At 57.6% G+C, this 25931-nt stretch carries 30 protein-coding genes; 20 read left to right on the top strand and 10 right to left on the bottom strand.

Annotated features, from left to right (window positions below; genetic code table 11):
• Window positions 1–96: 96 nt before the first annotated feature.
• Together B150_RS22070 and B150_RS0102870 are read left to right on the top strand one after the other, a co-directional pair.
• A complete protein-coding gene (locus tag B150_RS22070; RefSeq protein WP_020398377.1) occupies window positions 97–495 on the top strand; it encodes an Hpt domain-containing protein in 399 nt (132 codons plus the stop codon).
• Window positions 496–592: 97 nt separating this feature from the next.
• Window positions 593–1057 carry an MmcB family DNA repair protein gene (locus B150_RS0102870; protein ID WP_020398376.1) on the top strand — a complete coding sequence of 155 codons (465 nt, stop codon included), beginning with the start codon at window positions 593–595 and terminating at the stop codon, window positions 1055–1057.
• On the opposite strand, the gene B150_RS0102865 is transcribed toward B150_RS0102870, so the two are convergent.
• Entirely contained in the window at window positions 1041–3098 is a 2058-nt protein-coding gene (locus B150_RS0102865) for an HD-GYP domain-containing protein (RefSeq protein WP_020398375.1), read from the bottom strand. The genes B150_RS0102870 and B150_RS0102865 overlap by 17 nt on opposite strands.
• Before the next feature lie 169 nt (window positions 3099–3267).
• Between B150_RS0102865 and B150_RS19505 the strand changes: the two genes are divergently transcribed.
• Together B150_RS19505 and B150_RS0102850 are read left to right on the top strand one after the other, a co-directional pair.
• Window positions 3268–3948 carry a transglutaminase-like cysteine peptidase gene (locus tag B150_RS19505; protein ID WP_020398373.1) on the top strand — a complete coding sequence of 227 codons (681 nt, stop codon included), beginning with the start codon at window positions 3268–3270 and terminating at the stop codon, window positions 3946–3948.
• Window positions 3949–4012: 64 nt separating this feature from the next.
• Window positions 4013–5317: a hypothetical protein gene (locus tag B150_RS0102850; protein ID WP_020398372.1), complete on the top strand. Its 1305-nt coding sequence runs from the start codon at window positions 4013–4015 to the stop codon at window positions 5315–5317.
• An 8-nt stretch (window positions 5318–5325) separates the two neighbouring features.
• On the opposite strand, the gene B150_RS0102845 is transcribed toward B150_RS0102850, so the two are convergent.
• From B150_RS0102845 to B150_RS0102830, 4 genes are all read right to left on the bottom strand, one after another.
• A complete protein-coding gene (locus tag B150_RS0102845; RefSeq protein ID WP_020398371.1) occupies window positions 5326–5874 on the bottom strand; it encodes an ActR/PrrA/RegA family redox response regulator transcription factor in 549 nt (182 codons plus the stop codon).
• A 29-nt stretch (window positions 5875–5903) separates the two neighbouring features.
• Window positions 5904–7214, bottom strand: coding sequence for an ActS/PrrB/RegB family redox-sensitive histidine kinase (locus B150_RS0102840; RefSeq protein WP_020398370.1), 1311 nt, complete (start codon window positions 7212–7214; stop codon window positions 5904–5906).
• 14 nt (window positions 7215–7228) lie between these two features.
• The gene (locus B150_RS0102835; RefSeq protein ID WP_020398369.1) at window positions 7229–8044 is read right to left on the bottom strand and encodes a hypothetical protein; all 816 of its coding nucleotides are present in this window, start codon (window positions 8042–8044) and stop codon (window positions 7229–7231) included.
• A 115-nt stretch (window positions 8045–8159) separates the two neighbouring features.
• Window positions 8160–8729 (bottom strand): ankyrin repeat domain-containing protein, encoded by a 570-nt coding sequence (locus tag B150_RS0102830; RefSeq protein WP_020398368.1) that lies wholly within the window; start codon window positions 8727–8729, stop codon window positions 8160–8162.
• 153 nt (window positions 8730–8882) lie between these two features.
• Between B150_RS0102830 and B150_RS0102825 the strand changes: the two genes are divergently transcribed.
• From B150_RS0102825 to B150_RS0102810, 4 genes are read left to right on the top strand one after another with little or no spacing between them, the layout of a single operon-like run.
• The gene (locus B150_RS0102825; protein WP_020398367.1) at window positions 8883–9479 is read left to right on the top strand and encodes an SCO family protein; all 597 of its coding nucleotides are present in this window, start codon (window positions 8883–8885) and stop codon (window positions 9477–9479) included.
• Complete coding sequence (locus B150_RS0102820) at window positions 9476–9904, top strand: YcgN family cysteine cluster protein (RefSeq protein ID WP_020398366.1); 429 nt, start codon at window positions 9476–9478, stop codon at window positions 9902–9904. The genes B150_RS0102825 and B150_RS0102820 overlap by 4 nt, the downstream gene beginning before the upstream one ends.
• A gap of 36 nt (window positions 9905–9940) precedes the next feature.
• Window positions 9941–10534, top strand: a complete 594-nt coding sequence (locus tag B150_RS0102815; RefSeq protein WP_020398365.1) for a hypothetical protein — start codon at window positions 9941–9943, stop codon at window positions 10532–10534.
• Window positions 10512–11231, top strand: coding sequence for a M48 family metallopeptidase (locus tag B150_RS0102810; protein ID WP_020398364.1), 720 nt, complete (start codon window positions 10512–10514; stop codon window positions 11229–11231). The genes B150_RS0102815 and B150_RS0102810 overlap by 23 nt, the downstream gene beginning before the upstream one ends.
• On the opposite strand, the gene B150_RS19500 is transcribed toward B150_RS0102810, so the two are convergent.
• From B150_RS19500 to B150_RS19495, 3 genes are all read right to left on the bottom strand, one after another.
• Window positions 11212–11613 (bottom strand): group III truncated hemoglobin, encoded by a 402-nt coding sequence (locus B150_RS19500; RefSeq protein ID WP_020398363.1) that lies wholly within the window; start codon window positions 11611–11613, stop codon window positions 11212–11214. The genes B150_RS0102810 and B150_RS19500 overlap by 20 nt on opposite strands.
• Window positions 11614–11690: 77 nt before the next feature.
• Window positions 11691–12062 carry a DUF1801 domain-containing protein gene (locus B150_RS0102800; RefSeq protein ID WP_020398362.1) on the bottom strand — a complete coding sequence of 124 codons (372 nt, stop codon included), beginning with the start codon at window positions 12060–12062 and terminating at the stop codon, window positions 11691–11693.
• A gap of 51 nt (window positions 12063–12113) precedes the next feature.
• Window positions 12114–14129: a transglycosylase domain-containing protein gene (locus tag B150_RS19495; RefSeq protein WP_162139643.1), complete on the bottom strand. Its 2016-nt coding sequence runs from the start codon at window positions 14127–14129 to the stop codon at window positions 12114–12116.
• A gap of 158 nt (window positions 14130–14287) precedes the next feature.
• Between B150_RS19495 and B150_RS19490 the strand changes: the two genes are divergently transcribed.
• Both B150_RS19490 and B150_RS0102785 read left to right on the top strand, forming a co-directional pair.
• Window positions 14288–14833 carry a TetR/AcrR family transcriptional regulator gene (locus B150_RS19490; protein WP_051078124.1) on the top strand — a complete coding sequence of 182 codons (546 nt, stop codon included), beginning with the start codon at window positions 14288–14290 and terminating at the stop codon, window positions 14831–14833.
• Window positions 14834–14899: 66 nt separating this feature from the next.
• The gene (locus B150_RS0102785; protein WP_020398359.1) at window positions 14900–15466 is read left to right on the top strand and encodes a NifU family protein; all 567 of its coding nucleotides are present in this window, start codon (window positions 14900–14902) and stop codon (window positions 15464–15466) included.
• 18 nt (window positions 15467–15484) lie between these two features.
• Here the strand turns inward: B150_RS0102785 and B150_RS0102780 are convergent, their stop codons facing one another.
• Window positions 15485–16519, bottom strand: a complete 1035-nt coding sequence (locus tag B150_RS0102780) for a polysaccharide deacetylase family protein (RefSeq protein WP_020398358.1) — start codon at window positions 16517–16519, stop codon at window positions 15485–15487.
• 123 nt (window positions 16520–16642) lie between these two features.
• On the opposite strand from B150_RS0102780, the gene tsaB reads away from it, so the two are divergent.
• Both tsaB and rimI read left to right on the top strand, forming a co-directional pair.
• The gene (gene tsaB / locus B150_RS0102775) at window positions 16643–17281 is read left to right on the top strand and encodes a tRNA (adenosine(37)-N6)-threonylcarbamoyltransferase complex dimerization subunit type 1 TsaB (RefSeq protein ID WP_020398357.1); all 639 of its coding nucleotides are present in this window, start codon (window positions 16643–16645) and stop codon (window positions 17279–17281) included.
• Window positions 17282–17283: 2 nt separating this feature from the next.
• A complete protein-coding gene (gene rimI, locus B150_RS19485) occupies window positions 17284–17781 on the top strand; it encodes a ribosomal protein S18-alanine N-acetyltransferase (protein ID WP_020398356.1) in 498 nt (165 codons plus the stop codon).
• A 13-nt stretch (window positions 17782–17794) separates the two neighbouring features.
• Here the strand turns inward: rimI and B150_RS19480 are convergent, their stop codons facing one another.
• Entirely contained in the window at window positions 17795–18091 is a 297-nt protein-coding gene (locus tag B150_RS19480) for a sulfurtransferase TusA family protein (protein ID WP_025897109.1), read from the bottom strand.
• Window positions 18092–18199: 108 nt separating this feature from the next.
• Between B150_RS19480 and B150_RS0102760 the strand changes: the two genes are divergently transcribed.
• From B150_RS0102760 to lnt, 8 genes are all read left to right on the top strand, one after another.
• The gene (locus tag B150_RS0102760; protein ID WP_020398354.1) at window positions 18200–18610 is read left to right on the top strand and encodes a Ros/MucR family transcriptional regulator; all 411 of its coding nucleotides are present in this window, start codon (window positions 18200–18202) and stop codon (window positions 18608–18610) included.
• Between the two features lie 138 nt (window positions 18611–18748).
• Window positions 18749–19174, top strand: coding sequence for a Fur family transcriptional regulator (locus tag B150_RS0102755; RefSeq protein ID WP_020398353.1), 426 nt, complete (start codon window positions 18749–18751; stop codon window positions 19172–19174).
• 42 nt (window positions 19175–19216) lie between these two features.
• Entirely contained in the window at window positions 19217–20128 is a 912-nt protein-coding gene (locus tag B150_RS19475; protein ID WP_020398352.1) for a lysophospholipid acyltransferase family protein, read from the top strand.
• A 134-nt stretch (window positions 20129–20262) separates the two neighbouring features.
• Window positions 20263–21669: a tRNA (N6-isopentenyl adenosine(37)-C2)-methylthiotransferase MiaB gene (gene miaB, locus B150_RS0102745; RefSeq protein ID WP_020398351.1), complete on the top strand. Its 1407-nt coding sequence runs from the start codon at window positions 20263–20265 to the stop codon at window positions 21667–21669.
• 54 nt (window positions 21670–21723) lie between these two features.
• Window positions 21724–22764: a PhoH family protein gene (locus B150_RS19470; RefSeq protein ID WP_020398350.1), complete on the top strand. Its 1041-nt coding sequence runs from the start codon at window positions 21724–21726 to the stop codon at window positions 22762–22764.
• Between the two features lie 87 nt (window positions 22765–22851).
• The gene (gene ybeY / locus B150_RS19465) at window positions 22852–23358 is read left to right on the top strand and encodes an rRNA maturation RNase YbeY (protein ID WP_025897115.1); all 507 of its coding nucleotides are present in this window, start codon (window positions 22852–22854) and stop codon (window positions 23356–23358) included.
• Window positions 23351–24271, top strand: coding sequence for a hemolysin family protein (locus tag B150_RS0102730; RefSeq protein WP_020398348.1), 921 nt, complete (start codon window positions 23351–23353; stop codon window positions 24269–24271). The genes ybeY and B150_RS0102730 overlap by 8 nt, the downstream gene beginning before the upstream one ends.
• Window positions 24258–25874, top strand: coding sequence for an apolipoprotein N-acyltransferase (gene lnt / locus B150_RS0102725; protein ID WP_020398347.1), 1617 nt, complete (start codon window positions 24258–24260; stop codon window positions 25872–25874). Before B150_RS0102730 ends, lnt begins: the two co-directional genes overlap by 14 nt.
• The last annotated feature ends 57 nt before the right edge of the window (window positions 25875–25931 follow it).

Genomic DNA, 25931 nt, shown 5'->3' with positions numbered 1-25931 from the left:
GGATTTTGCGGACGAGCACAATTTTGGCTCTAATGTCTTGTTAATTTTGTAGAATTGATAACAATACACCGAGGGGGCTTTGACAGAAGAAGACCGATGCCAAGCGATAACAGCGACTATACATATGCCGAAGACGAGGAATTGGTTGGCCAGTTCCTGACCTGGACGGGGGATGCCGTCGCGGAGCTGCGCACCATTGCCGACAGCCTCGAAGACAACCAGCCCAGCAATTCAGAAGCCGCTGACCGCATCTATGATTTGTCCCACAACATCAAGGGCATGGGCAGTAGCTTCAACTTCGACCTCATGACCAGTGTGGGCACCTCGCTTTGCCGCTACATCAAACACGGTGGTGCCACCATCAGCCCGAAAGTGATTGACGCCCACGTGCGCATTTTTGAAGTCGTGCTTGCGAACCGCATCATGGGGGACGGCGGCGAGAAGGGCCAGGCACTGCAAACCCGCCTGAGCGAAATCATCGCCAGCGAAAGCTGAGCCATTTCTTTTTGTTCCTAATTTGTTCTTTTTTGTTGCGACGCGGAAGTTCGCTTGCCATCATTTTTGCCTGATTCGCAAACTAGGGGCCTGCAGCATGACCAGTACGGAACAGGTGACACGCGGCGCCATGCGCTTTTTGCTTGAGCTTGGGTACGCGCCCATGACCGAGGTCTCGCTCACCAACGGTAGGCGCGCTGATATTGTGGCGCTTGACCGCGCAGGCCGCACCATCATTGTGGAGGTGAAGTCCTCCCTTGCTGACTTCAGGAGCGATAGCAAATGGCAGGAATACCTCAGTTACTGTGAGGAATTCTTCTTTGCTGTCGACGGCGATTTTCCGCGAACCGTGCTGGACGAAGACGGCAGTTTGCCATCGGTGACCGGTGTGATCCTCGCGGATGCTTATGGGGCGGACATCGTGCGCCCGGCGGCAACCAGGGTGGTGAATGCCGCCAAACGCAAAACCTTGACGCTCAAGATGGCACGGCTTGGCGCCATGCGGCTAACGGATGATATCAAGCCGCTGGCTGCCGCCCCCCGTATTACGAGCCTTCTTTGACGAGCTCGGCATAGGCAGCCCAGCGTTCACGTCCGCCCTTGTTTTCAAGGATATTCTGAAGTGCAGCGACCGTGCGGCGCTCGTATTTCTTGCCCGCGTCACCGTTGAGAATATCAAGCGCCTTGTCGAAGCCGAGGCCTGAGCGGTGCGCGCGCGCCGAAACCATGCCGACAAATGCGTTCGCAACAGAGAGAATGCGTGCGCCCGGTTCGATCTCATCACCCTTGCGGCCGTCTGGTTCGCCACTGCCGTCCCAATTTTCGCGCATCTGCGCGAGGGTGGCGGCAACCGGTCCTTTGAAATCAAGGCCAGCCACAAGGCTCGCGCCCTTCTGCATGCTGTCGCGCACCAGCGCAAACTCATCGTCAGAAAGCGCCCCCTGTTTGGTCAGGATTTCAGTCGGCACAAAAATCTTGCCGAGGTTCACCAGTTGCCCGGCGATGCGCACAGCTTCCGCGCTATCTGCGTCCCAGCCCATCTCAAGCGCGATGGCACCTGCCACATCTGCCACACGAACCGAGTGGTGCTTGGACCAAGGATCACGCGCATCAATAATTTGGGTCAGGGTGCTGACCAGCTGTTTGAAGAGCGATTCTGATCGTTCCTGCGCCGCCACAAGAGAGGAGATATCCTGCATCACGAGAAGCGCGTTTGCGTTGCGGTCGCCCGCCGCATTGAGCGGTAGGAGCTGGGTCTGGTAGATGCGCTCATCACCATCTTGATCAAGGCGCAGGCGCAATTCATTTGCACTCCCTGCTGCGGCCTCGCGCACTTTCGTGCGCAGTTTATCCGCCACCTCATTCGGGAATGCGGTATCGAGCCGCCGGTCATTCAGTGCATCCACCGGCAGGTTGATCACTTCACCGAGCTTTTTGTTGGCAAAACGAACCTTGAGATCGTCATCCAGTGCCGCGATTGCCGTGGGTTGGCTGTCGCTCACGCTTTGCAGGAACTTGCTCAGGCTTTCGTTCTGTTTCGAAAGGCTCGCCTGTTCGCGGTAGCTGGCCTCAAGCCGGCGCGACACACCGTGCCGCCACACAAGCACAAGGGCGGCGAGCACAAAAAGTGCCGCCATGGAGAGGGTGATGATCATGCTGTTGCGGCGGGCGTTGATCTCGGCCAGCGCTTCATCCGCGGCGATCGTGCGCACGAGTACCCACGGTACAGGTGCGGCCAACTCTCGGCCTGTCACCAGCACATTGGTGCCCGCGTAATTATCATGAATGGCAAAAGCGCCGGGTGTTGCTGCCGCGAATGCGGCGGCTTCGTCCTGCCGGGCTTCGCCAATACGGCCGCCTTCCACCAGTGGCGTGAGCGGGGTGACAAGGCTGCCTTCACCGCGCACAACGATGTAGGTCTGCCCGCTTTTACTGGCCGCACCGGGCTGTTCGAGCGTTTTGAGGAAGTCCCCATCAAGCGGACGCGCACCGATTACCCAGTTCACGCCTTCACCACGGCCCAGCATGCCTTCGTCCGCGACTATGGGGGCGCCAAAAATCACCAGCGGTGTTTTGTCTTCAAGTTGGGGGCCAACGGCAATGAAGGAGCCGCGGGCGTCAGACGGCCATTCACCGGGGCGCAGGAGCGGCATGCCGCTTGTGGCAACCATGGGGCTGCCGTCAGACCGCAGGATGGCAAGGCCGGCGCGCTGGGGGCGCTTGATATTGGCGGCAAGCTGGTCGATGGCAGTTTTTTCATGGAATCCGTCGCGTTCCGCCGCGGCAGACAAAAGGGCAAAAACATAACCGCGCTGGCCTTCGGCCGCTTCCGGCATGTCGTCCATGCCGCCACCGGCATAAAGCTGGATGGTGGCGTCACCGGCCAGTTTTTCAACGTTGGCGAGATAGCGGTTCAGCCACACGGAAACTTCCGTCGCGCGGCTATCGGCAACGAGATTGAGCCGGTCCTGCCAGCGCGCCATATTCTGGTCGGCCTCGGAGGATGCGAACTTCAGGATGCCCAGGAAACCAAGCGCTGCGACAATGACGATAACGGCGCCTGTCACAAAAATGGATTTGTTGTTGCCCTCTTCACCCGACATAAACTGCCCCTTTCATGTATGGGTTTGATGCCCTTTTATCCCATATCTTCATCCCTTTGAAGGGCGTCATGTGCATCATCAGTTTCATGAAGCACTTGGAACATGGATGGCATGCCTTTATGTTTAACCGCTCAGGCCGTTGGCTCAATCTTTTTCGGTACAGGACTTTATGCGCCGCCTCTCACTTCTGATGATGTCGATACTCCTCTGGGCCGGGCTTATGCTCGCACCAGCGGCATCAGGTCAGATGGCGAAGGGCCTGTTTGGCAGCATGGAACTGCGGTCAACCAACATGACCAAGTTCGACAAATGGACCGAGATGTGGCGGCGCTACAACCTGCCGCGCAATAATGCGAGCCCGCCAAAAGGCACTGCGGAAGACCGCTGCCGCGGCCTCGGCCGCATCCAGTGCAGCCGCGAAGCATGGGACGCCTTCATCGAGGAAAACCGCGAAACGCCGGAGCGCGAGCTGCTCGACAAGGTCAATGCCTATATGAACCGCGCGGCTTATATTGTCGATCCGGTGAACTGGGGTATCCCCGACTATTGGGCAACGCCGGACGAGTTTTTCCTCAAGGATGGCGACTGTGAAGATTACGCCATCAGCAAATACATCACGCTCAAGCGGCTGGGTGTCGACCCAGAGAGCATGCGGCTCGTGATCCTGCAGGATGAGAACCTTAATGTTGCCCATGCCATTTTGGCGGTAAAGTTGGGGGAGGAGTATTTCATCCTCGACAACCAGATCGATGCCGTCTTGCCGGACACGCAGATTTTACATTACAGACCTGTTTATTCGATCAATGAAACGGCATGGTGGTTGCACCGTGTGCGCAAGTTTTCAGGTTAAGTTAAGAATTGGCTCCTAATATGCGCGGCGGAAACGTTTCGGTTGCGAAGGCAGAAAATCCTAAGTGAATAGTGAAGTTACAGCCCTTGACCGTATGGTCGATTATGTGAAGCAGTTGCGGCGCCATACTGAGGCGCGGCGCGCTGTTCATATCCGCCTGTCTGCGCTCGAAAAACACTTCAGAGAAGAGCATTACCGCCTGTTTGCGGCCTCTGCGCTGCGCGGTGTGATCACCCGTTTTGGTGCCACCATGTTCGCGCTGCCGAACACAGATCTCGTGCTTATCACCAAAGACGCCAACATTGATGACATTGATCCCGCGCTGAATACGATTCGGCGCAAGCTGCGCGATTCGTCCCTCATTTCGTCGCTCGACCCTGTGCAAGGGGTGAGCGACGAATTTGTCGTCTGGTTCGATATCGAAGAGTCTTATGAGGAATTCAAAGACTATGTCGAACAGCTGGCCGCCTTGCTGCAGCTTGGCGAAGCGGCGAACGTAGCGGAAAGCCAGGCGATGGAAGGCCCGATCAAGAAGATCAGGCGCCCGGCGCATACCGATGCGCCTGTGGTGCTGCGGACCCCCAGTCATGTACGCATGATGCCGGTTAATCCGCTGCCCAAGGAATATCAGGACCGGCACCTCGACCCTGAAATGCTATTTGCGCTCACAAAAGCGCTGCAGGGTGCGGATGTTGCGGGGATGCTGCGTCGGCAGCTTGTGAAAGCCATTCTTGGCGATGCGCCGCCCATGCCGGTGCTAGAGCACAAGTTTGTGCCGCGCACGCTGGTCTATGAAACCTTGCTGACCAACAGCCGCGTACTGTCAGAAAATCGCTGGCTTTACGGTTATCTTGAGGATCACCTTGCCCATCAGGTGCTGGCATCCACACCGTCCATGAGCAACGAAGTGTCGATGGCGTCGAGCATCAAGGTGACGAGTGGTTCGATTCTCTCGGCGTCTTTTGACCTGTTTGAAAAATCACTCGGGAAACATCCACGTTCCAAGGTTGTTCTGGAATTTGGTCCTACCGACATTCTGGCCAACCCGGTCGACTATCAGGAAGCCAGCCGCCATGTGATCGCGCTCGGTTACCGCATTTCTGTGGGCAATCTTCATCCGCTTGCGTTCCTGTCGCTCGATGTCGAGCCGATGCAGGCCGCCTTCGTCAAAATCCTCAAACCCATGGGCAGTATTGGCGATTGGCTGAACAGCAAGACGGAAGTGGCGATCCAGAACAAGATCGAACGTGTCGGTAAGGCGCGTGTGATCCTGGATGGCTGCGAGGACAAAACGGACATCGACCTCGGCCACCTTCTCGGCATCACCCTGTTCCAAGGCCAGGCCGTCGATCCGATGACTGAGGTCTAGCGCCCGTTTTATTGCGGAGACCGCTTGGCGAGGATTCGTTGCAGCGTACGGCGGTGCATATTCAGCCGCCGTGCGGTCTCGGACACGTTGCGGTCGCACATTTCATACACACGCTGGATATGTTCCCATTTCACCCGGTCGGCCGACATGGGGTTTTCCGGGATGGGCGGCGTTTGCCCTTCAGGCGTGAGGAGGGCAGCCGCGATCTGGTCAGGGTCCGCCGGTTTGGCGAGGAAGTCCACAGCACCGGCTTTCACGGCGGCGACAGCACTTGCGATATTGCCGTAGCCGGTCAGGATAATAATCCGCATGTCGGGGCGCATCTGGCGGAGGCTTGGTACAAGGTCAAGGCCGTTGCCGTCCTGCAGTTTCATGTCGACGACTGCAAAGCGTGGCCTGTTGTGTGCCGCGAGCACCGCACCTTCTTCCACGCCTTCAGCGGCATATACTGTGAAACCGCGCCGCTCCATGGACAGCGCGAGACGTGAGCGGAAAGCTTTGTCGTCCTCGACAATCAGCAAGGTTTTTTCAAGTGCGCTTGTGTCCGTGTCTGGCATTCTCGTGTCCTTCTAACCTTGTGGACCTTTCAGTCCTTGTTTTCCAGCCGTTCACGCGGCCATTCAACCAAAATTTCGGCGCCGCCGTCGGGGCCTGTACCAAATTCTACCGTCGCGCCCGAGCGTTCCAGCAGGGTTTTCGCAATAAAGAGGCCAAGCCCAAGGCCACCATCCCGCCCCGGTGTGGGTTGCCGGGTGGTCACATAGGGTTCGCCCAGCCGTTTGATGATCTGGGGGTCAAAGCCGGGACCATCATCCACTACGGCGATGGAAACAGTATCGTCATCCCAGCCGGCGCTGACCTGCACCTTCTTGCGGGCGTACCCTACGGCATTTTCCACAATATTGCGGAAAGCATGGATAAACTCGGGCGAGCGTTTGGCCTTGAGTTGTTCCTCGCCCACGACAGCATAAGTGATCTGGATGCCGCGTCCTTCATGGGGGCCCGCGGCCTCGCGGAGCAGGGCCTCAAGGTCAACGGCTGTAAAGTGGCTCGCGGAGCCAGCCTTTCGGTGTTCGCGTAGCTCAGAGAGGATATCGCGGCAGCGGCTTGTCTCGGCAACGATCAGTTCCAGGTCAGTGCGGGTGGCATCGTCTCCGTCCCATGTATCGAGCAGTTCTTTGGCCGCCAGCAGGATGGTCCCAAGCGGTGTGCCCAGCTCATGGGCTGCGGCTGCGGCAAGGGTGCCCAGTGCGGCGAGCCTTTGTTCCTGCTCCAGCGCGGTTTGGGTGGCAGCAAGAGCGCGCGCGCGGTGGCGCCCCTCGCGCCCGACCCGCGCCATGTAAAGCGCAAGGAATACCAGCGTGAAACAAAGCGCAACCCATACGCCTGCGAGCAGCACGGGTGGCAGCTCCGGCGGTTCGCCTTTCCACGGCAGCTTGAACGGCGTGAATGCCAGCGCGGTCACGAGTACGAGTGAGATGGCAATCAGGAATTTCGTACTGCGCTGGCCGAGGATAGACGCCGAAACGCTTGTAGGCGCAAGCATCAGCAGCGCGAAGGGGTTGGCAAGCCCACCGGTTACAAACAGAAGGAGCGAAAGGTGAATGAGGTCGAAGGCCAGATGCGCCGCCGACTGTTTTTCATCAAGCCGCGCGTTCCGGTCCGCGCGGAAGGAGAACCACAGGTTCAGGAGCGCTGAGACCAGCACAATCGGGATGGTCAGGTGAACGTGGAGGTCAAAATCCAGACCCCAGCCCACGATCAGGAGGGCGAGCAACTGCCCCGCAACTGCCATCCAGCGGATAAGCACAAGGGTACCGAGCCGGACCCCGCCACCATGCGGTGTCTCGAGGTCGACCAGAATAAGCTCGTCCGTATCCCGCTCATACGCGGTCATAAACTGTCCCCTACCTAACGGCCGGTAGCATACACCATCAGGATAAGGCCAAGCATCGCCATTGTCACAAAACTGAGCCCACAGGCTGTGAGCATCAGTTTATGCGCGAGGCGCAGGTCATCGCTCGTCAGCTTTGCCCGTCCCTGCTTTGGCCCGATCCATGTGGATGCACCGTCACTCCTCTTGCTGCGCGTGGCAAAAGAGAAGTTGAGTGCATATGCCACAACTGTCAGCGGAATGACGCGTGACAAAATGCCACGAAGGCGCACTGCCGCGAATCCTGCGATGGCGGTGAGCTGTGTGCCGGGCACAAAGATGGTGCTGAAGGCAAACAACAATGCCGCCCATATGCTGCCCATGAGCGCCGCGAGGTCAAACAGCGGGATGAATGCGCGCTCGAAATGGCTTGATGGTTTTGTGGTGCCGGTACGCTCACGCTGGTTTGTCACGGCGCTGAGGAAACGAAAGGGCAGCCACAAAGCAAAACCGCCGAGCGTAAAAAGCACAGCAGTGCTGAGCCAATCCCGTGCGAGGGTATGGGTTATGGTCTCTGTCCATCCTCGGGCAGCTTCGGCCATTATGGCGACCGATTGGCCGTTGTCCCAAGCACTACGGAACGCAATCGTGCGGGCAAGTATGAGCGCCGCAACCGGTGGGCCTATATACGGTAACGCCACGAAGGCGTTCAGGTATACGCCGATGATGAACGCGAGCGGCAGGAAAACACACTGCGCAAGGACCGCGCGCCACATCAGTGCCTGTGGGCTGCGCTGCGCGCGATCAAGCCGTTTGGCGACCGGCGCAAACAACAATCCCAGAAGGGTGTCCACATGGGGCAGGCGACCAAGGCCGCCTTTGCCGCCAATAACAAGATCAAGAAGCAGACCCAGCCCAAACAGAAATAGCCAGGTCAGGTAGGGACTTTGGTGAATGGCCGAAAGCTCGTTAATACGTGGCCCCCGCGTCTTCTAACGCCTTCACCAGGCGGCGGTTGCGGTCAAGCTTGGCGTATTCCAGCGCGGTCTTGCCGGTCAGGTCCTGCACGTTGGGGTCGGCACCGGCCTCAAGCAATACTTCAACCGCTTTGGTTTTACGGCTGCGCACAGCTTTGATGAGGGCCGTTTCCTGGCCGATGTCAGCGCGATTCGGGTCGGCTTTATAGGACAGCAGCAGTTGAAGCCCCGCAGTATCGCCTGCAATAGCGCGCTTCATCAGCGCTGTTACACCGCGGGTGCGGTCCGCAAGGTCAGGGTTCGCGCGGTGGTCAAGCAGCAGCTTGAGCATGGCAAGGTTGCCCTTCTCGGCGGCGATGAGGATGGCGGGAATCTGGTCGCTGCGACGGCGGGTGTCAGGATTTGCGCCTTTGGTCAGCAGATCTGTCGCTTCATTAATGTCATCCTCTTCCACAGCTTTGAGAAGGTCATATTGTGGATTGATTGCCATGACCGGGACCGTGGCAGCGCCAAGGCCCAGTGCGAAGAAGGCAAGCAAGAGGGTGCGTTTGATCGCTAACATCAGGTACTCCGTTTTCAATTGTTTGTCATTCGGCGATAAAAATGCCGCATGCAAGGTGACATCTGTCCTGCATATTTCTATAACAACCCCATGATCACAAGCCCCTTGGCCTCGTTTTTCTGTGGGCGGGCGATCAAATTATGGAGATGTGGCATGAAAGTAATACGCATTGTGGCCTGGGCAGCCGTCGTTGCGGTCGCAATTTTTCTACTGGCTCAGCGTTTTGTAAATAGCCAAGAGGCGACAGATCGCCTCGGCGGAGACTTTACGCTGACCGCGCATACGGGTGACCGTATGTCCAATAGTGATTTTCGCGGTAAATACATGCTCATCTATTTTGGTTACAGCTTCTGTCCGGACGTTTGCCCGCTTGAACTCGCCAAAATGACCGCTGGCCTCAACATGCTTGAGGAAGAAGGGTATAATACCGCACCGCTGCAGCCGCTTTTCATCACCGTCGACCCGGAGCGGGACACGGTCGAAGCGCTCGCCAGCTATGTGCAGGATTTCCACCCAAGCCTGATCGCGCTCACCGGCACGATGGAAGAAATTCAGGACGTGGCGAAAAAATACCGCGTCTATTTCAAAAAGCGCCAGCAGGACGGTATCGAAGGCTATTTGATGGACCACCAGTCGTTCATCTTTGTCATGGGCCCTGACGGCGACTATGTGCGCCTGTTCTCCGCCAAGGACCAGCCAAGCGATATAGCCGCCGCGCTCAAGCCGGTGCTGGAGAAAGCCCGTAAATGAGCTTCTGGAAAGAAAAGTCGCTTCAGGACATGACTCGCGAGGAGTGGGAAAGCCTGTGTGACGGGTGCGGGAAATGCTGCCTGCACAAGCTTGAGGACGAAGATACCGGCGAAATCCATTATACGGATATCGCCTGCCGCTTCCTTGACCCGGAAAACACCAGCTGTGGCAAATATCTCGTTCGCCAGCGTTATGTTGGCAACTGCGTGGTCATGAGCCCGGATTTGCTGGATAAATTGCCATGGATGCCTTCCACATGCGCTTACCGTCTCTTATATGAAGGGAAGGAGCTTTTTGACTGGCATCCGCTGATTTCGGGCAGGCGTGAAAGTGTGCATGAAGCTGGCCATTCAGTGAAAGGCCGCGCGGTGGATGAGCGGGTGGCCGGCGACTATGAAGACCACTTGGTGGACTGGCCAGCCTGACAGAACGGCATCCAACTGGCATCTCAGGGGGACTAGATGTTTGGTGCGATAATTTCTTCGATTTTCCAGGTCATGATCCCGGTGGCGATCACGGCCTATCTGCTACTTGGATGGATGCTCTATTCCGGCAAGATCGAGCCTTTCGGCGACCGTAAGGATCTCGACCTCAAGCTGAAAACACTCAAGAAAACGCGGAAGGAAAAGAAGGAAAAAGAAACCAACTTCGCCCTCAAGAAGTGGATGACCTTTGGCGGTGGCTTCTACGGCACAGCCGCCTTCTACACCTATTTCATTATTGAACTGAAAGAAGTTTTTGGCTTCATCATCAAGATGCTCGATCCCGCCAACTGGCACTTCAGCATCACCATCGAACTGATCGTTAATTTCATCATCAACAGCGTGATGAACTTTGTTTCCGCCATCCTCTGGTTCCAGTATTGGGACGGCGACGGCACCAGCAATGCCCACATCTGGGTGAACTTCATCACCGCATATCTTGGCTATATGGCAGGCACCAAGCTGGCAAACATCCACCTGTCCGAGAATGTGGGTCACCCCCAGCTTTGGCGCTGGATGGAGGCGAAAAAAGCGCAAAGGGCGGCCGCACGTGCTGAAGCTAAGGGCAAGTGATCCTGAAAGCATCACCCTCGCAGGTGAAGAGGTGCCAGTCCGTATTCGGCGCAGTGCCAGCGCCAAACGCATGATCCTGCGCATCTGCGATATGACTGGTGACGTGAAGCTCACCGTGCCCAAGCGGGCGTCTGTGCGCTCCGCTGTGCGCTTCATGGATGAAAACAGTGCATGGCTCACCAAAACCCGCGCCGCGCAGACACGGGCCGAACAGGTGGAAGACGGCAACCACATTCACTTCCGCGGGCGGTCCTTGCAGCTTGAATTCACGGGCACCAGCCCGCGCCGTGTGGTGCTTGAGGGTGATCGCCTTGTGGTAGGTGGCCCAAGTGATCTTGCCGGAAAACGTCTGCTCACTTGGCTGAAGGCGGAAGCGCGTGCGCAAGTGCAAACCGCGAGCGAGCGACACGCGGAGACCCTGGGCACCCATTTCACCCGCATCGGCATTGGCGACATGCGCAGCCGTTGGGGAAGCTGTTCGAGCGCGCGCACCCTCAAGTTCAATTGGCGGCTTATCATGGCGCCAGATGAGGTGCTCGATTATGTTGCCGCACACGAGGTGGCGCATCTTCTGGAGATGAACCACAGCCCGCGTTTCTGGTCGCATGTGATGCGCTGTTGCCCCGAATTTGACCGCAGCCGGAAGTGGCTGAAATCAAAGAACGGTCAGGCGCTCTTCAAGGTGCGGTTTGATTGAGGCCTTGGGGGCGGTAGAACAGCCCCATCTTGAGACTGTTGGCAATGCGGTGGGCTTTCTCGGTCGCTTGGTTCGCGAGGTTTGCGGGCAGCGTGTCTTTGGCCGCGGCCTCAAACAGGGCCAGCCAGTCATCAAACTGATGCTCAGCCATTTCCTCAATTTTGCGGTGAACGTCAAAAGGATTGCCGCGGTATAATGTGCCGCCGCCCAGCATGGTCATCCAGAAATCGGTCAGCCGTTCCATGTGGCTGTCCCACGCGCCCCCTAACCGGCGTTCAAAAATAGGGCCCAGTTCCGGGTGTTTCCTGAGCCGCGCGTAAAACTCCACCACAAAGTGGTGAATGATGGCGCGGTCTAGCGGTGTATGTGTGGCCGTCGGCATGGTGTTTCTCTTTCCGCGACTGCATATGGCAGCGCGAGCGTCCCGGTGCAAGATGGGCGGACCATATGCCGCAGTGGCTAGCGGGTTGCGTCTATCCAGCGTGTCGCCAGCTGACGGAACGCTTCCTTTCGGGCATCAAAGTCGGCCCGGTCGCGGAAGTCCACAATGCCGCGGTCTAGCGCTGCCCATTTGGCAATGCCATCCGTGTCTTCAAACGCGAAATCGGCTGGCGTCTTGGCTTTAGCGCCGCGGTGTAAAATAACCTGCACCTGGCCCTTGGGCTGAATGCGCAGGGTTATGCGGTCGTCGCCGTCCACACAGAAACTGGGCGCATTCCATTTCACCTGCTCGGTGATATCGGGATTGAGCGCAAGAAGCATAGCGCGCAGTTCTTCAATTTCCGCCTTACGCGGGTGTTCAAGCTTGGCCATGAACGCATCAACTGACATCAACCTCTCCCGGGAAAATCATCCATTCAGGTGAATATTGATAAAGCCTTGTCAGTTGCCGAACAAGCGACTGAGGAAGCTCTTTTTCTTTTTCTGCTTTTTCAGGTCTTCATGCTCGTTGTCGTCGCTCGCGGCGGCACGGTAAAGCCCTGCGTCGGCCAGCAGCGGGCGCACCGGCGCACCCGCGTGGGCCTCAATCATGAAGTCTGCCCACACACGCGCGGGCAAACCGCCACCCGTTACGTCTTTCATGGGGGTGCCGTCATCATTACCAACCCACACGGCAGCGGTCATGTCGCTTGAGAAACCAGCAAACACGGCATCGCGACTATCTTGCGACGTGCCGGTCTTGCCGCCAACGGGGCGGTCAATGCGCGCGTTGCGGCCTGAGCCGGATTGCACCACCTCGCCCAGCATGGCTGTCATGTCTTCAACCACTTTGTAGGACAGTACCGCACGCGGATTCACTGGCGTACGCCGGTAAATGACCTGCCCTTCAAGGGTGGTCACCTCCACAATGCCGTAGGGGTGTGCTTCAAAGCCGCCATTCGCGACAGCGGCATAAGCACCAGCGAGATCCAGGAGTTTCACTTCCTCGGTGCCCAGCGGCAAGCTGGCGAGCGGCATAACCGATGTGCTGATGCCAAGGCGTTTCGCCATGGCGGCGACTTTTTCCCGGCCCGCTTCCTCGGCTACCTGCACGGCGACGGTGTTGATCGAGCGTGCGAAGGCCTCATGCAGTTCCATCTCGCCGTTAAATATGCCGGTGTAGTTTTTGGGCGACCAGCCGTCGATATTGATTTCGCGGTCTATGAACCTGTCGTTTGGGTCGATACCGGATTCGAGCGCAGCCAGATATGAGAACAGCTTGAAGGCGGAGCCCGGCTGCCTCAGTGCTTGCACGGCGCGGTTATACTGGCTTTTGCCGTAATTTTCGCCGCCCACCATGGCGCGTACGGCGCCGTCATGGTCTAGCGCCACGATCGCGCCCTGGCTTGCACCGCGTTTTTTTCCCTCGCCCGATAAGCCGCGCTCAAGCGCCATGGCGGCGGCACGCTGCACGCCGGGGTCCAGCGTGGTGTAGATGACGAGGGATTTGCCTTTGGAGGCGGGTGCCACCTCGCTTGTTTGGCTGAGAACCCAGTCAGTGAAATATCGCACATCGCGGCCAGAGACCGCACCCATGATACGGGGGGGCTGTTTTTTGATCTTGTCGGCGGCTTCCGGGGTCAGCGCGCCGGTATCGGCCATGGCGCCCAGCACGACACGGGCACGTTCCCACGCGCCGTCCGGGTTGATGTGTGGCGCCAGCGATGAAGGTGCCTTTACGAGACCCGCGAGCAGGGCGGATTCTGCAACCGAAAGCGTGGTCGCACTATGGCCAAAGAACTTGCGCGATGCCGCATCAATGCCATACGCGCCGCCACCAAAATACACCCGGTTCAGGTAGAGGGTCAGGATTTGTTCCTTGGTGAACTTCTGCTCGAGCCAGAAGGCGAGCAGCAGTTCCTGTGCCTTGCGCTTGATGGTGCGTTCGTTCGACAGGAACAGGTTTTTGGCCAACTGCTGTGTGATGGTGCTGCCGCCCGCGCGCACACGCCCGGCCTGCACGTTCGAGATTACAGCGCGACCAAGGCCGCGGAAATCGATGCCAGCGTGTTCAAAGAAATACCGGTCTTCGACTGCGAGGAAAGCACGGATGATGGCATCAGGTGCCTCGCTTGCCGGTATCCAGTCCCCGTAAATGGGGCCTTGGGTCACAAGCGTTGCACCGTTCGCGGCCTTGATGACGACAGCTTGGTCCGCTGCACCCGGTGCGGGCAGGTTATCAAGGTCCGGCAGGTCAAGGGCAAGGAAAGCGAGCGTGACAAGACCCAGCATGAAACTCCAGACCGCGGCCACGGACAGGCCGTACACCACCCGGCGCGCCCGGCGCTTGGGCGGTTGTTTTTCAGACTGCACACCCATTTGCTTGCGGGACGATGATGCTTTGCCGCCTGTTGGTGCTTTTTTCTTCCCGGACGTTGGCGTTGCCGCCGGTTTCTTCGGGGTTGGTTTTTTACTCACGCGGGTACTGTCCTTCTTGACCATGAAGCGTGTTTTACCATGGCTTTGAATTGGGGCAAAGTTGCGAAACACCGCCTTTTTGCCATGTGGCGGTATTCGACCGTTTATTTTAACCGAACGATTGGTTAGTATTGGTGCATCAACTGCGGGAGGGTGTTTTGCCACGCATCGCCAAATATTCACGGACTGCAATGGCGGAACGGTTTGTCTCTGTCTTCAAGACCTATGGGTATGAGGGGGCAAGCCTGTCTCTGCTCGCGGATTCTGTTGAGCTTTCGAAAGCCAGCCTCTATCACCACTTCCCCGGTGGCAAGGAACAGATTGCCGCTCAAGCGCTTGCACACTCGGGCGCGCGGCTTCAACGCCTTGTTCTTGCGCCGCTTGCGTCCGCCAAGGCCGGGCAGGAAAGGCTACAGTTGTCCCTCAGGGGTGTCACAGAATATTACGATGGCGATGTGCCGGTATGCCTGATGAACAGCCTGCTGCTTGGTGAAGGGCGTACGCTTTTTGGTAGCCAAATCAAAGCCGCGGTGGACGCATGGACCAAGGGCCTCGCGCGGGCCACAACTGAGGCGGGGTTATCCAACCCTGAGGCATGGGCGCGGCAGTCTCTTGAACAGATACAGGGTGCGCTGGTGATCTGCCGTGTGGTTGGTAACCGCTCGCCGCTCCATGCCTGTTTAGAAAAGCTGAGCCATATTTAACCTGATTTTGCTTGACCTTCAGGGCCCGAGCGCCCACATGGAGGCTAAATCAAGAAGGATTTAGTCATGTTTATCGAAACCGAAGTCACCCCGAACCCGGATACTCTCAAATTCCTGCCGGGCCGCGCTGTACTGGAGACCGGAACCGCCAACTTTGCATCCCCTGAAGGTGCGGATGCGTCACCGCTTGCAGAAGCCATGTTTGCGCTTGATGGTGTGAAGGGCGTTTTCCTTGGTTCCGATTTTGTGACCATCACCAAAGCGACCGAAAGCGAATGGCAGGATATCAAGCCGTCCGTGCTGGCGGCGCTCATGCAATTCTTCTCCTCTGGCGCGCCGGTGATGCATGACATTGAAGGTCCCGCACCTGAACTCGCTGTAGATGAGGACGATGCCGACGCCGATATCGTTGAGCAGATCAAGACACTGCTTGATGAGAAAATCCGCCCTGCTGTTGCTGGCGATGGTGGTGACATTATCTATCGCGGCTTCAAGGAAGGCGTGGTGTACTTGCAGATGCAAGGCGCATGCGCGGGTTGCCCCAGTTCCACGATCACGCTCAAGCACGGTATTGAGAACCTGCTCAAATACTATGTGCCGGAAGTGGTGGACGTTCGCTCCGTCGAATATTGATCCCAATTTCCGGTTGGCCTAGTCCAACTCGCCACCCGGAATGTAGAAGAACTGGCCGTGCCAATACCAACGCCCCCCGCCTGCGGGCAGGGTGCAGTTGATGCGCGCGCGGCCTTTCGGGAACGGTTGCTCGAACCGGACCTCCACACGATTGCCGTCCAGCCGGATCAGCTCAGCGGGCTCACGCATATGGCTTGGGTAGCAGGCGAGAGTGGATGCCCCGCGCACACTTTCATCAAGCGTAAAGCCAAACACCGGCGGGTTGCGATCTTCCGCGAGCACCGGCTCAAGCGGGGCAACGTCGCTGACCGGCAGTGCCATGGCCTGGCTGATCAGTTTGAAGCGGTCCATCTCGCCGTAGCGTTCATTCACCGGGAAACGCGGGAGGCTGAACGGGTCTGACCAGATGGCTGCCGGGCCCGAAACCTGCGCAAAAGCCGCCTCAAAACCCTCAGCTATCATGGCTTTGCGAAGCTCCAGATTATATTCACCGTAAGGGTAGGCAATGAGGGGTGGTACCGAACCAAGCTCAGCCTTGAAGCGGGCGCTTGCCTTGCGCACGTCCTCGACCGCGGCTTTCACGCCAGCGTCGATCATATGCAGGTGGCTGGCGCTATGGTGACCAATTTCCACGCCCTCAGCCTTGAGGCGGCGCACGTCGTCCCAGTTCATGTAATTTGATGTGGCGTTGTCGACCGCATCTGTGGCGACAAACAGGGTCATGGGGATGCCGGCGCGTTTTAGGCGCGGCCATGCCTCTAGGGCGACGGATTTGTAGGCGTCATCTACTGTGATCACGACCGTGCGTTCAGGCACGCTTTTGTTGGCCTTAAGGTGCGCGACCAAATCACCCAGTTTCATGAAATGATAGCCGCTTTCCTGCATCATCTTGATCTGAGCATCGAACTGCTCCAGCCGGATGTTGGTGCTGGGGTAATCGTCTTCGCCAAAACGGTGATAAAGCAGTATGGCGGCAGACTGATCCGCAAGCGCTGATACCGCACTGCTGGCGGCCAGAATGCAGGCAGTGAAAAAGCGGGCTATACTTTGCATATTAGTGTCCTTCCTTGCGGCATAGTCTTGCCTTGTTTGCGGCAAACTGGCAAGACGGGCGCGACCGGCAACAGTGATTGGACCAGAAGTTTGACCATAAAGCGGCCAACTAACCCAGAAGGCATGACCGTACTGTCCATCGATACTTGCGAGGGCAGTTGTTCGGCTGCGCTTGTGCGCGCAGGCGTCGCGGTTGCCGTGCGGCAGGAAGCCATTGGTCGTGGCCATGCCGAGCGGCTGTTGCCCATGCTTGATGAAATGATGGCCGAAAGCGGCCTGGGTTATGACGCAGTGGACCGCATTGCCGTGACCATTGGTCCCGGTACTTTCACCGGGCTTCGTATCGGGCTTTCCGTGGCGCGTGGGCTTGGCCTCGCGCTTGATGCGCCGGTTGTTGGGGTTACCAGCCTGCAGGCGCTGGCTGCGGGCGGTGAGGGCACAGTGCACGCCGTTGTTATGGGGCGCGGCGGGCAAGGTTATCACCAGTGTTTCAGTGTTGCTCCGGGCATGGTGCCGGAGGTGCGATCCGAGGCAGGATGCTTTGACGGCCCGGATATTGAAACACGTGTGGCGGCGACGCCCGGACAGGTGGTGGGTAGCGGTGCGGCGCTCGCAGGCATGGCTTGCGCGGGCGATGCAGTTGACCCGGTCGTGCTCGCCCTACTGGGTGCGCAACTTGATGCCGCTTCAAATCCGCCAGAACCAGCTTATCTCCGTGACGCCGATGCCGCCAAGGCCAAGGCGCTTTTGCCGGTAGAATAGTCATGACATTTGAGGTTAGCGATATCGACGTCGGGGCCGAATGGGTGCTGCCGGCGCTTGAGGCAATGTATGCAAGCGCATTTACCGCGATGGATGAGCGTGCCTGGACCGCGGATGAGTTTCGCGCTCTGATTGATATGCCTGGCGTTTTCGTGAAAATCGCGCATGAGGGAAATAATCCTGTCGGCTTTATTTTATACCGTGCGGTACTGGATGAAGCCGAACTTATTACAGTTGCTGTATTTGAGGGTTCACAAGGAAAAGGCGTCGCCAGCCTTTTGATGCGACAGATGATTTCGCACTTGAGATATATGGCTGTAACACAAATTTTCCTTGAGGTGCGCGAGGATAACAGCCGCGCAATCAAGCTCTATGAGCAATTTGGCTTTACCGAAACGGGAAAAAGATCGGGCTACTATATGACACAAAGCGGCAGTCGTTTTGATGCTCTATGTTTGTGTTTATTTTTAAACAACTCGCCAGACGACAAAGAAAAATAAATAAAAAGCCGCCTTATCTATTTACTTCAATTTTAAGTAGGGTTACCTGTACGTAGTCGTTTGACTGCGGTTCATTCGGTTTTCCGGGCTCGGGGGTAATGGAGGCCGGGTCAACCAGTTCTTCCAAGAGAATGGTGTGACCAAGAGACCTGATGGAGCGAACAAGCGGCTCGTTTGAGGGGGTTGCCTCATAGACGATTGTGGTGATGTCGCCGCTGGACAGCGCGTCCAGGTGGAGTCTGGCTTTGACGAAAGCCATAGGACAGTAGGCACCAAGTAGGTCAAGCATTTGTGGGGGATGCTTTGTCATGCAGTGTTTCCGCGTTTGTTGGAGGCAGTGCATCATTTTAGGTTGTTGAGCAGCTGTTGCGCAACATTAAGAAGTTCCAGTTAAACCTGGCAAGCCGGACTGAGGGATATGGAGCAGGACAAAGTACATAAGGAAGATCTTTTGGCGCTGACGGTTGAGATCGTCTCCTCGCATGTGTCAAATAATTCCGTCGCAGTGGATGAGTTGCCAAACCTGATCGGGCAGGTTTTCAAGACGCTGAGCGATCTTGGTGAAAAAGGCGCCATTACTGAAGATACGCCGGAACCCGCTGTTCCGGTCAAGAAATCGATCACACCAGACTATCTGGTCTGCCTTGAGGACGGCAAGAAGCTGAAGATGCTGAAGCGTCACCTCAAGACACGTTACAACATGACGCCGGATGATTATCGCGAACGCTGGAATTTGCCTTCCGATTATCCGATGGTTGCCCCGAATTACGCGAAACAGCGTCGTGACCTCGCCAAAAAAATTGGCCTTGGGCGCGGTAAAAAAAGCTGATTTCCCAAGACTAGCTAAAAACATGGCGGCACAGCGGCCCAAATTAGGCCAGCTGTGCCTTGCGCTTGGCTACTCCCTGTGCCATCTTCCGAGCATATTTCCGAGAGAGTTGAATACGTGAAGGAGTGCCTGAGGGTCATGAATATGGAACGTCCGAATATTGAAGACCTGTGCCTCGAAAAAGGCATGCGCATGACGGACCAGCGCCGCATCATTGCCAAGGTGCTGACCGAAGCCGAAGACCATCCGGACGTGGAAGAGGTGTATCGCCGCTCGACGGCAATCGATTCCGGTATCAGCATTGCAACCGTCTACCGCACGGTGCGGCTCTTTGAGGAAGCAGGAATTCTGGAACGTCACGACTTCAGGGATGGCCGCTCGCGCTATGAACCCGTGTCGGATGAGCACCACGACCACCTGATCAATGTGGAAACTGGCGAAGTGCTCGAGTTTCACAATGATGAAATAGAAAAGCTGCAAATTGAGATCGCGCGCAAGCTGGGCTTCAAGCTGGTAGACCACCGCATGGAGCTTTACGGCACGCCGATCAAGAAAGCAGACTGACACACCGCGTCCTCGGCGGTGTGATGAAGCGGAGCGAATGACATGGCGGAGGAATATGCGGGCTTGAGGTCGAACCTCGGCGGCGAAGGCTGGACCCTGCTGGGGGTCAGTCGTATTTCCCTCGTGATCCTTATGTCAGTTTTTATACTGCCGGTGCAGTATGTCGCTGTGCGTTTCAAGTCGCGCGGCTGGTGGACATTTGCGGGCCTTTGGCACCGCGCAGTGTGCCGTATCCTTGGTATTCGCATCAACATCAGTGGCATCAGGCACGACCATAAAGGCCCGGTGCTTTATGCGTGCAACCATATTTCCTGGCTCGATATCCTTGTGTTGGGCGGGCACCTGAGGAACGCCAGCTTCATCGCCAAATCCGAAGTGGCGGGCTGGGGTTTCATCGGCTCGCTGTGTTCGCTCCATAAAACCGTTTTTGTCAATCGGGAGCGCCGGTCGGAAAGCGCGCGCCAGCGTGATGCACTCAAGGAACGTGTGCAGCTTGGCCATAGCCTGATCCTGTTCCCGGAAGGTACCTCCACTGACGGCATGCGCGTGGCTCCCTTCAAGTCAGCGCTCTTTTCTGTCGCTGAGCGGGCTGACGAAGCCAGCCACCGTGAGCTCCTCATCCAGCCGGTCACCTTGGCCTATACGGGCGTGAACGGCATGCCACTTATCCGCTCGCAAAAGCCGGTTGTTGCGTGGCTTGGCGATGTGGAACTTTTTGGCCACCTGCGCCAACTGATGGGCCGTGCGCGCATTGAAACGCTGATCGAATTTCATGCGCCGGTTACGGTCGCTGAAGCGGGGTCCCGCAAGGCCCTCGCGACTTACTGCGAGGAAGAAGTGCGCCGTGGGCTTGAGCGCGCGCACAGGGCAGAACTGAAGATGGGCCCACAGTTGCCGCTTCTCGTAGCGGCAAGCGACGACGGCGCCACTGGCCCAACCCTCGGCCCGGCCTGAGTTTCCGCGACTTCCGTACCGCTGCATTCTTGACTCTGGAGGCTTTGATGCTAGTCTCCGGCACCTTTTTGAGACATGGCGCAATCATGTGCGCGATCGAGTGATCCCGCGCATCGCGGGGCAGGAGCAGTGCGGTGAGTAAAAAAGTCTTCATCAAAACCTACGGCTGTCAGATGAATGTGTATGACAGCAAGCGGATGGCGGACGTGCTGAAACCCCACGGCTACGAGCAATCCGAGAGCGCGGAAGACGCTGATCTCGTGATCCTCAACACCTGCCACATCCGCGAAAAAGCAGCCGAGAAGGTCTACTCCGAGATCGGCCGCCTGCGCACCGAGAAAGACGCCAAAGCCGCTGAAGGCAAGAACATGTTCATCGCGGTTGCCGGCTGTGTGGCCCAGGCCGAAGGGCCAGAGATGATGAAACGTGCGCCTGCGATCGACATGGTGCTCGGACCCCAGACCTATCACCGCCTGCCGGACATGCTGAAAGCGGCGGAGGAGCAGCGCACCGGTGGTCGCATGTCGGCTCGCGTGCTGGATACAGAATTCCCGGTCGATACCAAGTTCGACCATCTGCCAACGGACGAAAGCGGTTTTGAAGGCACCGCCGCCTTCCTTACCATTCAGGAAGGTTGCGATAAATTCTGCACCTTCTGTGTGGTGCCCTATACCCGCGGCGCTGAATACAGCCGCCCGGTCAGTGATATTGTTGAGGAAGCCAAACGCCTTGTGGCGCGCGGCGTGATGGAAATCACCCTCCTTGGTCAGAATGTGAACGCCTATCACGGCACAGCGGCTGATGGCAGCACTGCAACACTTGGTGGCCTGATTGCGGAACTGGACAAGATCGACGGCCTGACGCGCATTCGCTACACCACGTCGCATCCACGCGACATGGACCAGGAACTGATTGACGCGCACCGCGATATTGCGTCCTGCATGCCTTACCTGCACCTGCCTGTGCAAAGCGGTTCGGATCGTATTCTTGACGCCATGAACCGCAAGCACACGCGGGAAGAATATTTCGCGGTGATTGACCGCTTGCGCGCTGCGCGGCCTGACCTCGCGCTTTCATCCGACTTTATCGTTGGTTTCCCGGGCGAAACGGATGAGGATTTCGAGGACACGCTCGACCTCGTGCGCCGGGTAAAATATGCGCAGGCCTATAGCTTCAAATATAGCCCGCGTCCGGGCACGCCCGCGAGCGTGAGCAAGGAACAAGTGCCCGAAGATGTGAAGTCCGAAAGGCTCGCGCGCCTGCAGGCGCTCATCAATGAACACCAGATCGAATTCAACGAGGGTTTCATCGGAAAAGAGATGGATGTTCTTCTGGAGCGGTTCGGCAAACGTGATGGGCAAATGATCGGCCGCAGCCCCTACTTGCAGTCGGTCTATGTGGATGTTCGAAATGACCACAATGCGCTGGACGCGGCGGGCGATAAAACATACACTGATTACATGGGCAAACTGGTTCGGGTCAGGATCCTTGAAGCTGGGCCAAACAGCCTTAAAGGGGAACTTGTAAGGGCCCTGCATTAAAGGCGCATTCGCGTGCCTGCCGGGTCGGCAATAAGGAGCCGCAAACTGCACGATATGTATGCCAAGGCCAGCCACGCGCCCAAATCGTCGGGCACCACGTCTCAAGGTCACCAACCAGCCCGGAAGGTGGTCGAATTCGAAGACAACCGATTAGCCGCAATCGTCTTCGGCCAGCATGACAAGAATCTAGCGCGCATAGAGCAACGCCTCGGCGTTGTTATCATCAACCGGGGTAACCGGGTTGCGATCGAAGGCGCGCAAGACCGCGCAACACTTGCCAAAAAAATCCTTGAAGACCTTTACCGCATGGCCTCCACCGGCCAGGCAGTGGATATCGGCGAAGTCGATGCTGCTGTTCGTATGGCGGAAGGCGTTCCCGCACCCAAGACCGAAAGTGTCAGTGCTCGCGCCGGTGGGCCTGAGCCGGTGGGCGACAATCTTAAAATCACCACCCGCAACCGGGTCATCGCACCACGCTCGCCGGGGCAGGTGGACTATATGTCCAAGCTGCTCAGGCACGAGATGGTTTTTGGTGTCGGCCCGGCGGGCACAGGCAAAACCTATCTCGCCGTTGCCATGGCTGTTGCGCGTATGCTCGCGGGCGAGATTGACCGCATTGTGCTCTCGCGTCCCGCAGTAGAAGCGGGTGAGAACCTCGGCTTCTTGCCGGGTGACCTGCGTGACAAGGTGGACCCCTATCTTCGCCCGCTTTATGACGCCCTCTATGACATGATGCCGGCGGAGCAGGTTGAAAAACGTATTGCCAGTGGCCAGATTGAGATTGCGCCACTCGCGTACATGCGCGGACGTACGCTCGCGAACGCTTTTGTCATCCTTGATGAGGCGCAGAACACCACCCCGATGCAGATGAAAATGTTCCTCACCCGCTTCGGTGAAAACTCCCGCATGGCGATCTGTGGTGATATCACGCAGGTCGACTTGCCGCGGGGAACTCGCTCTGGGCTGAGGAATGCGCTTGACATTCTGCGCGGGGTCGAGGGTATTGCGGTTACCCGCTTTACCCAGCGTGACGTGGTCCGCCACCCGCTTGTGGGCCGCATTGTAGAAGCGTATGGCGACGAAGACGGCCGTTAAGAGAGAGATATGAACGACGACCCTTCATCTAGTAGCAACGACCGGGAGGCATCTTCGGCGCTCCCCGGTCTCACACTTGATTTTGACATGCGTGATGGTGGCCTCGGGGACGGGGCCTCTGTATTCCAAGAGGTCGAGCAGGCTGTAGTGGCTGCGATCCGCGCATCCGCTCCCAAAGTCGCGGCGCCCATGGACCTCTCCGTGATCATAACGGGCGCTGATGAGAGCCGTGATCTGAACCGTGATTATCGCGGTAAAGACAAACCAACCAATGTCCTCTCTTTCCCCGGCCTGGAGCCTGATGAGCTTGATGAAGCTTTCCGCTTCGCGCTCGCGGGTGGGCCACCAGCCATGTTAGGTGATATGGTCATCTGTGTGCCTGTTGTCGTGGATGAAGCGGCGGAGCAGGGCAAGCCGGTCAACCATCATTTGGCCCATTTGTGTGTGCATGGGGTTTTACATTTGATGGGTTACGACCATATCGATGATGATGAAGCAGAAGAAATGGAAGCGCTGGAGCGGGAAATTCTTGCGGGCCTCAATATCCCGGACCCCTATCTGGTGCCAATGACGATGGAAGCGATCGATGACTGACGAGGGCGTGAAGAACGGTGGAGGCTTCATGCGTTCCCTGAAAGACATGCTGGGCATTCGCCCGAGCGAGACAACCTTGCGTGAAAGCCTTGAAGAGGCGCTTGAGGAGCACGAGGAAGAAACCCGTGGCCCGAGCCTGAGGCAGGAAGAGCGCGAGATGCTCTTCAACGTGATCGAATACGCGGCACTGCGTGTGGATGACGTTATGGTGCCGCGCGCGGATATTGTCGCGGTGAACTATGATATTTCATACGCTGACCTCGTGCGTGTATTCGCCGACGGTTCGCACTCCCGTATGCCGGTCTACCGTGAAACGCTCGACGAAGTTGTCGGCATGGTACACGTGAAGGATGCGCTCAAGGTTATCGCGGACGGGGTGGAGACGGAAAGCTTCAAGGTGGAGAGCATTCAACGGCCAGTATTGTTTGTACCGCCGTCCATGAAGGTGATCGACCTATTGGCCAAAATGCGCGTGGCGCGCACCCACATGGCGCTGGTGGTGGACGAATATGGCGGAACTGACGGCCTGGTGACAGTAGAAGACATCGTCGAAGAGATCGTTGGCGAGATCGAGGACGAACACGACACCATCGAGGAACCCTATCTGACCGCGCTTGAGGGTGGCGGTTATGACGCCGATGCCCGTATCGAGATTGACGAGCTTGAAGACGAGCTCGGTATCGACCTGCTGCCCGAAGAAGATGAGGAAGACGTGGACACGCTTGGTGGTCTTGTCTTCTCGCTCGCGGGCTCTGTGCCTGAGATTGGCGAGGTGGTGACCCACGATAGCGGCTATCGTTTTGAGGTGGTGGATGCAGACCCGCGCCGGATCTATAAGGTACGTATCCATGTGCCGGGTGAAGACGCGGCAGCGGCAGACAAAGAAACAGCAGCCGAGAATGCAGGAAAATAACCAGGTGGCGGGGACGGCGGAAATGACTGCGCCGGCGCGCTATGTTGCGCGCTTTTTTGACTGGCTTGAGGCCAAGGGACGCTTTGGCATGCCTGCCTTCGCCTTCCTTGTGGGTGTTGTGCTATCGCGCGCTTTCCCGCCGCTTAATTTCTTCCCCGGCCTATTGATCGCCTTCCCGCTCATGCTGGTGATGATCGACCGCGCCAAAAGTCGCGGTGCTGCCTTTGCTTACGGTTGGTGGACGGGTTTTGGGTTCTTCTCAGTCGGCCTCACGTGGATTGGCCATTCCTTCACGCAGCAGGATGCTATTCCGGCAATCCTGGCGCCGTTTGCCATTACGGCGCTGTCGGCTATTCTCGCTATCTATATCGGCATCGTGTTCTGGATCACTTACCGCCTGCGCTCGCAAGGGTTATTCCGCATGGTGGTGTTTGCCAGTGCGTGGGTGATGTTCGAATTTGCCCGCGGCACATGGTTCACCGGTTTTCCATGGAACCTCATTGGTACAGCATGGGCGAACTGGCTACCGGTTGCGCAGGCCAGCTATTATATTGGCGCACATGGGCTTAGTTTTATCACCATCCTGGCAGCGGTCGCGTTCACGAGCCTGATTGACGGCACCGTGGGGTGGAAGCGTTTTCTCGCGCCCATGCTGGCGGTTGTTGCCTTCAGCGGTATCACCATGCTCGGACAAGTGCGCCTCGCGGACAATGAAACCCGCTTCCATCTGCCCATCTCGCTCAGGCTGGTGCAAGCCAACGTGAAACAAAGCGAGAAGTGGCTGTCGAGCCTGATTGAAGACCATTTCGACAAACATATGCGCCTCTCGCGCGATGGGGACGAGGAAGGGCGGGCGCGGGGTGTGCGGCTGCTCATCTGGCCGGAGACCGCTGTGCAGTCAGAAAAGTTTGACCGCGAGGGCTCACTGCACCGCTGGCGATTGTCGAAGCTCCTCGACTACGGTTCCTTTGCGCTTGTGGGCGCGCCGCGCTTCACGGTCGAGGACGGCGAGGTGAATTTCTACAATAGCCTCTTTGCCATCAACTCGCAGGCAGATCTTTATGCGCGATATGATAAGGCGCATCTGGTGCCGTTCGGCGAATATATCCCGTTCGAGAAAACCCTGAACCAGTGGGGTATCAACCCGCTGACGGGCGCGCAGTCCTGGGCCAGCGGGCGCGGGGTTGATACGGTCGAGATCCCCGGTATCCCGAGTTTCTCGCCGCTGATATGTTATGAGATTGTTTTCCCCGGCGCGGTGGTGTCACCCACCAAGCGACCGGAATGGATCCTCAATATCACCAATGACGCGTGGTTCGGCATGACGGAAGGGCCATACCAGCATCTGGGTCAGGCCCGCATGCGGGCGATTGAGGAAGGCTTGCCGCTTGTGCGTGCCGCAAGCACAGGCGTAAGCGCGGTGATTGACCCTTATGGCCGCACGGTACAAAGCCTTGGTCTCGGTAAACAGGGGCTCGTGGAAAGCCCGTTGCCGCAAGCAATTGAGGCTGCGCCGCTTACGAGCCAGATGCGCGGCATGCTGACGGCGCTTCTTTGTGCCTTTATCCTGTTCGCGCGGCTTATATATGTGTGGCGGCGCTAGGCCGCACACTGTGCACGAAGTGTGCGGGATATGTGCGGAACTTGTGCGGCGACTGGG

This window comes from Kordiimonas gwangyangensis DSM 19435 = JCM 12864 (assembly GCF_000375545.1).
Classification (GTDB): domain Bacteria; phylum Pseudomonadota; class Alphaproteobacteria; order Sphingomonadales; family Kordiimonadaceae; genus Kordiimonas; species Kordiimonas gwangyangensis.
The sequence above is the reverse complement of the archived record's forward strand: the minus strand, read 5'-3'. Positions and strand labels throughout refer to the sequence as shown.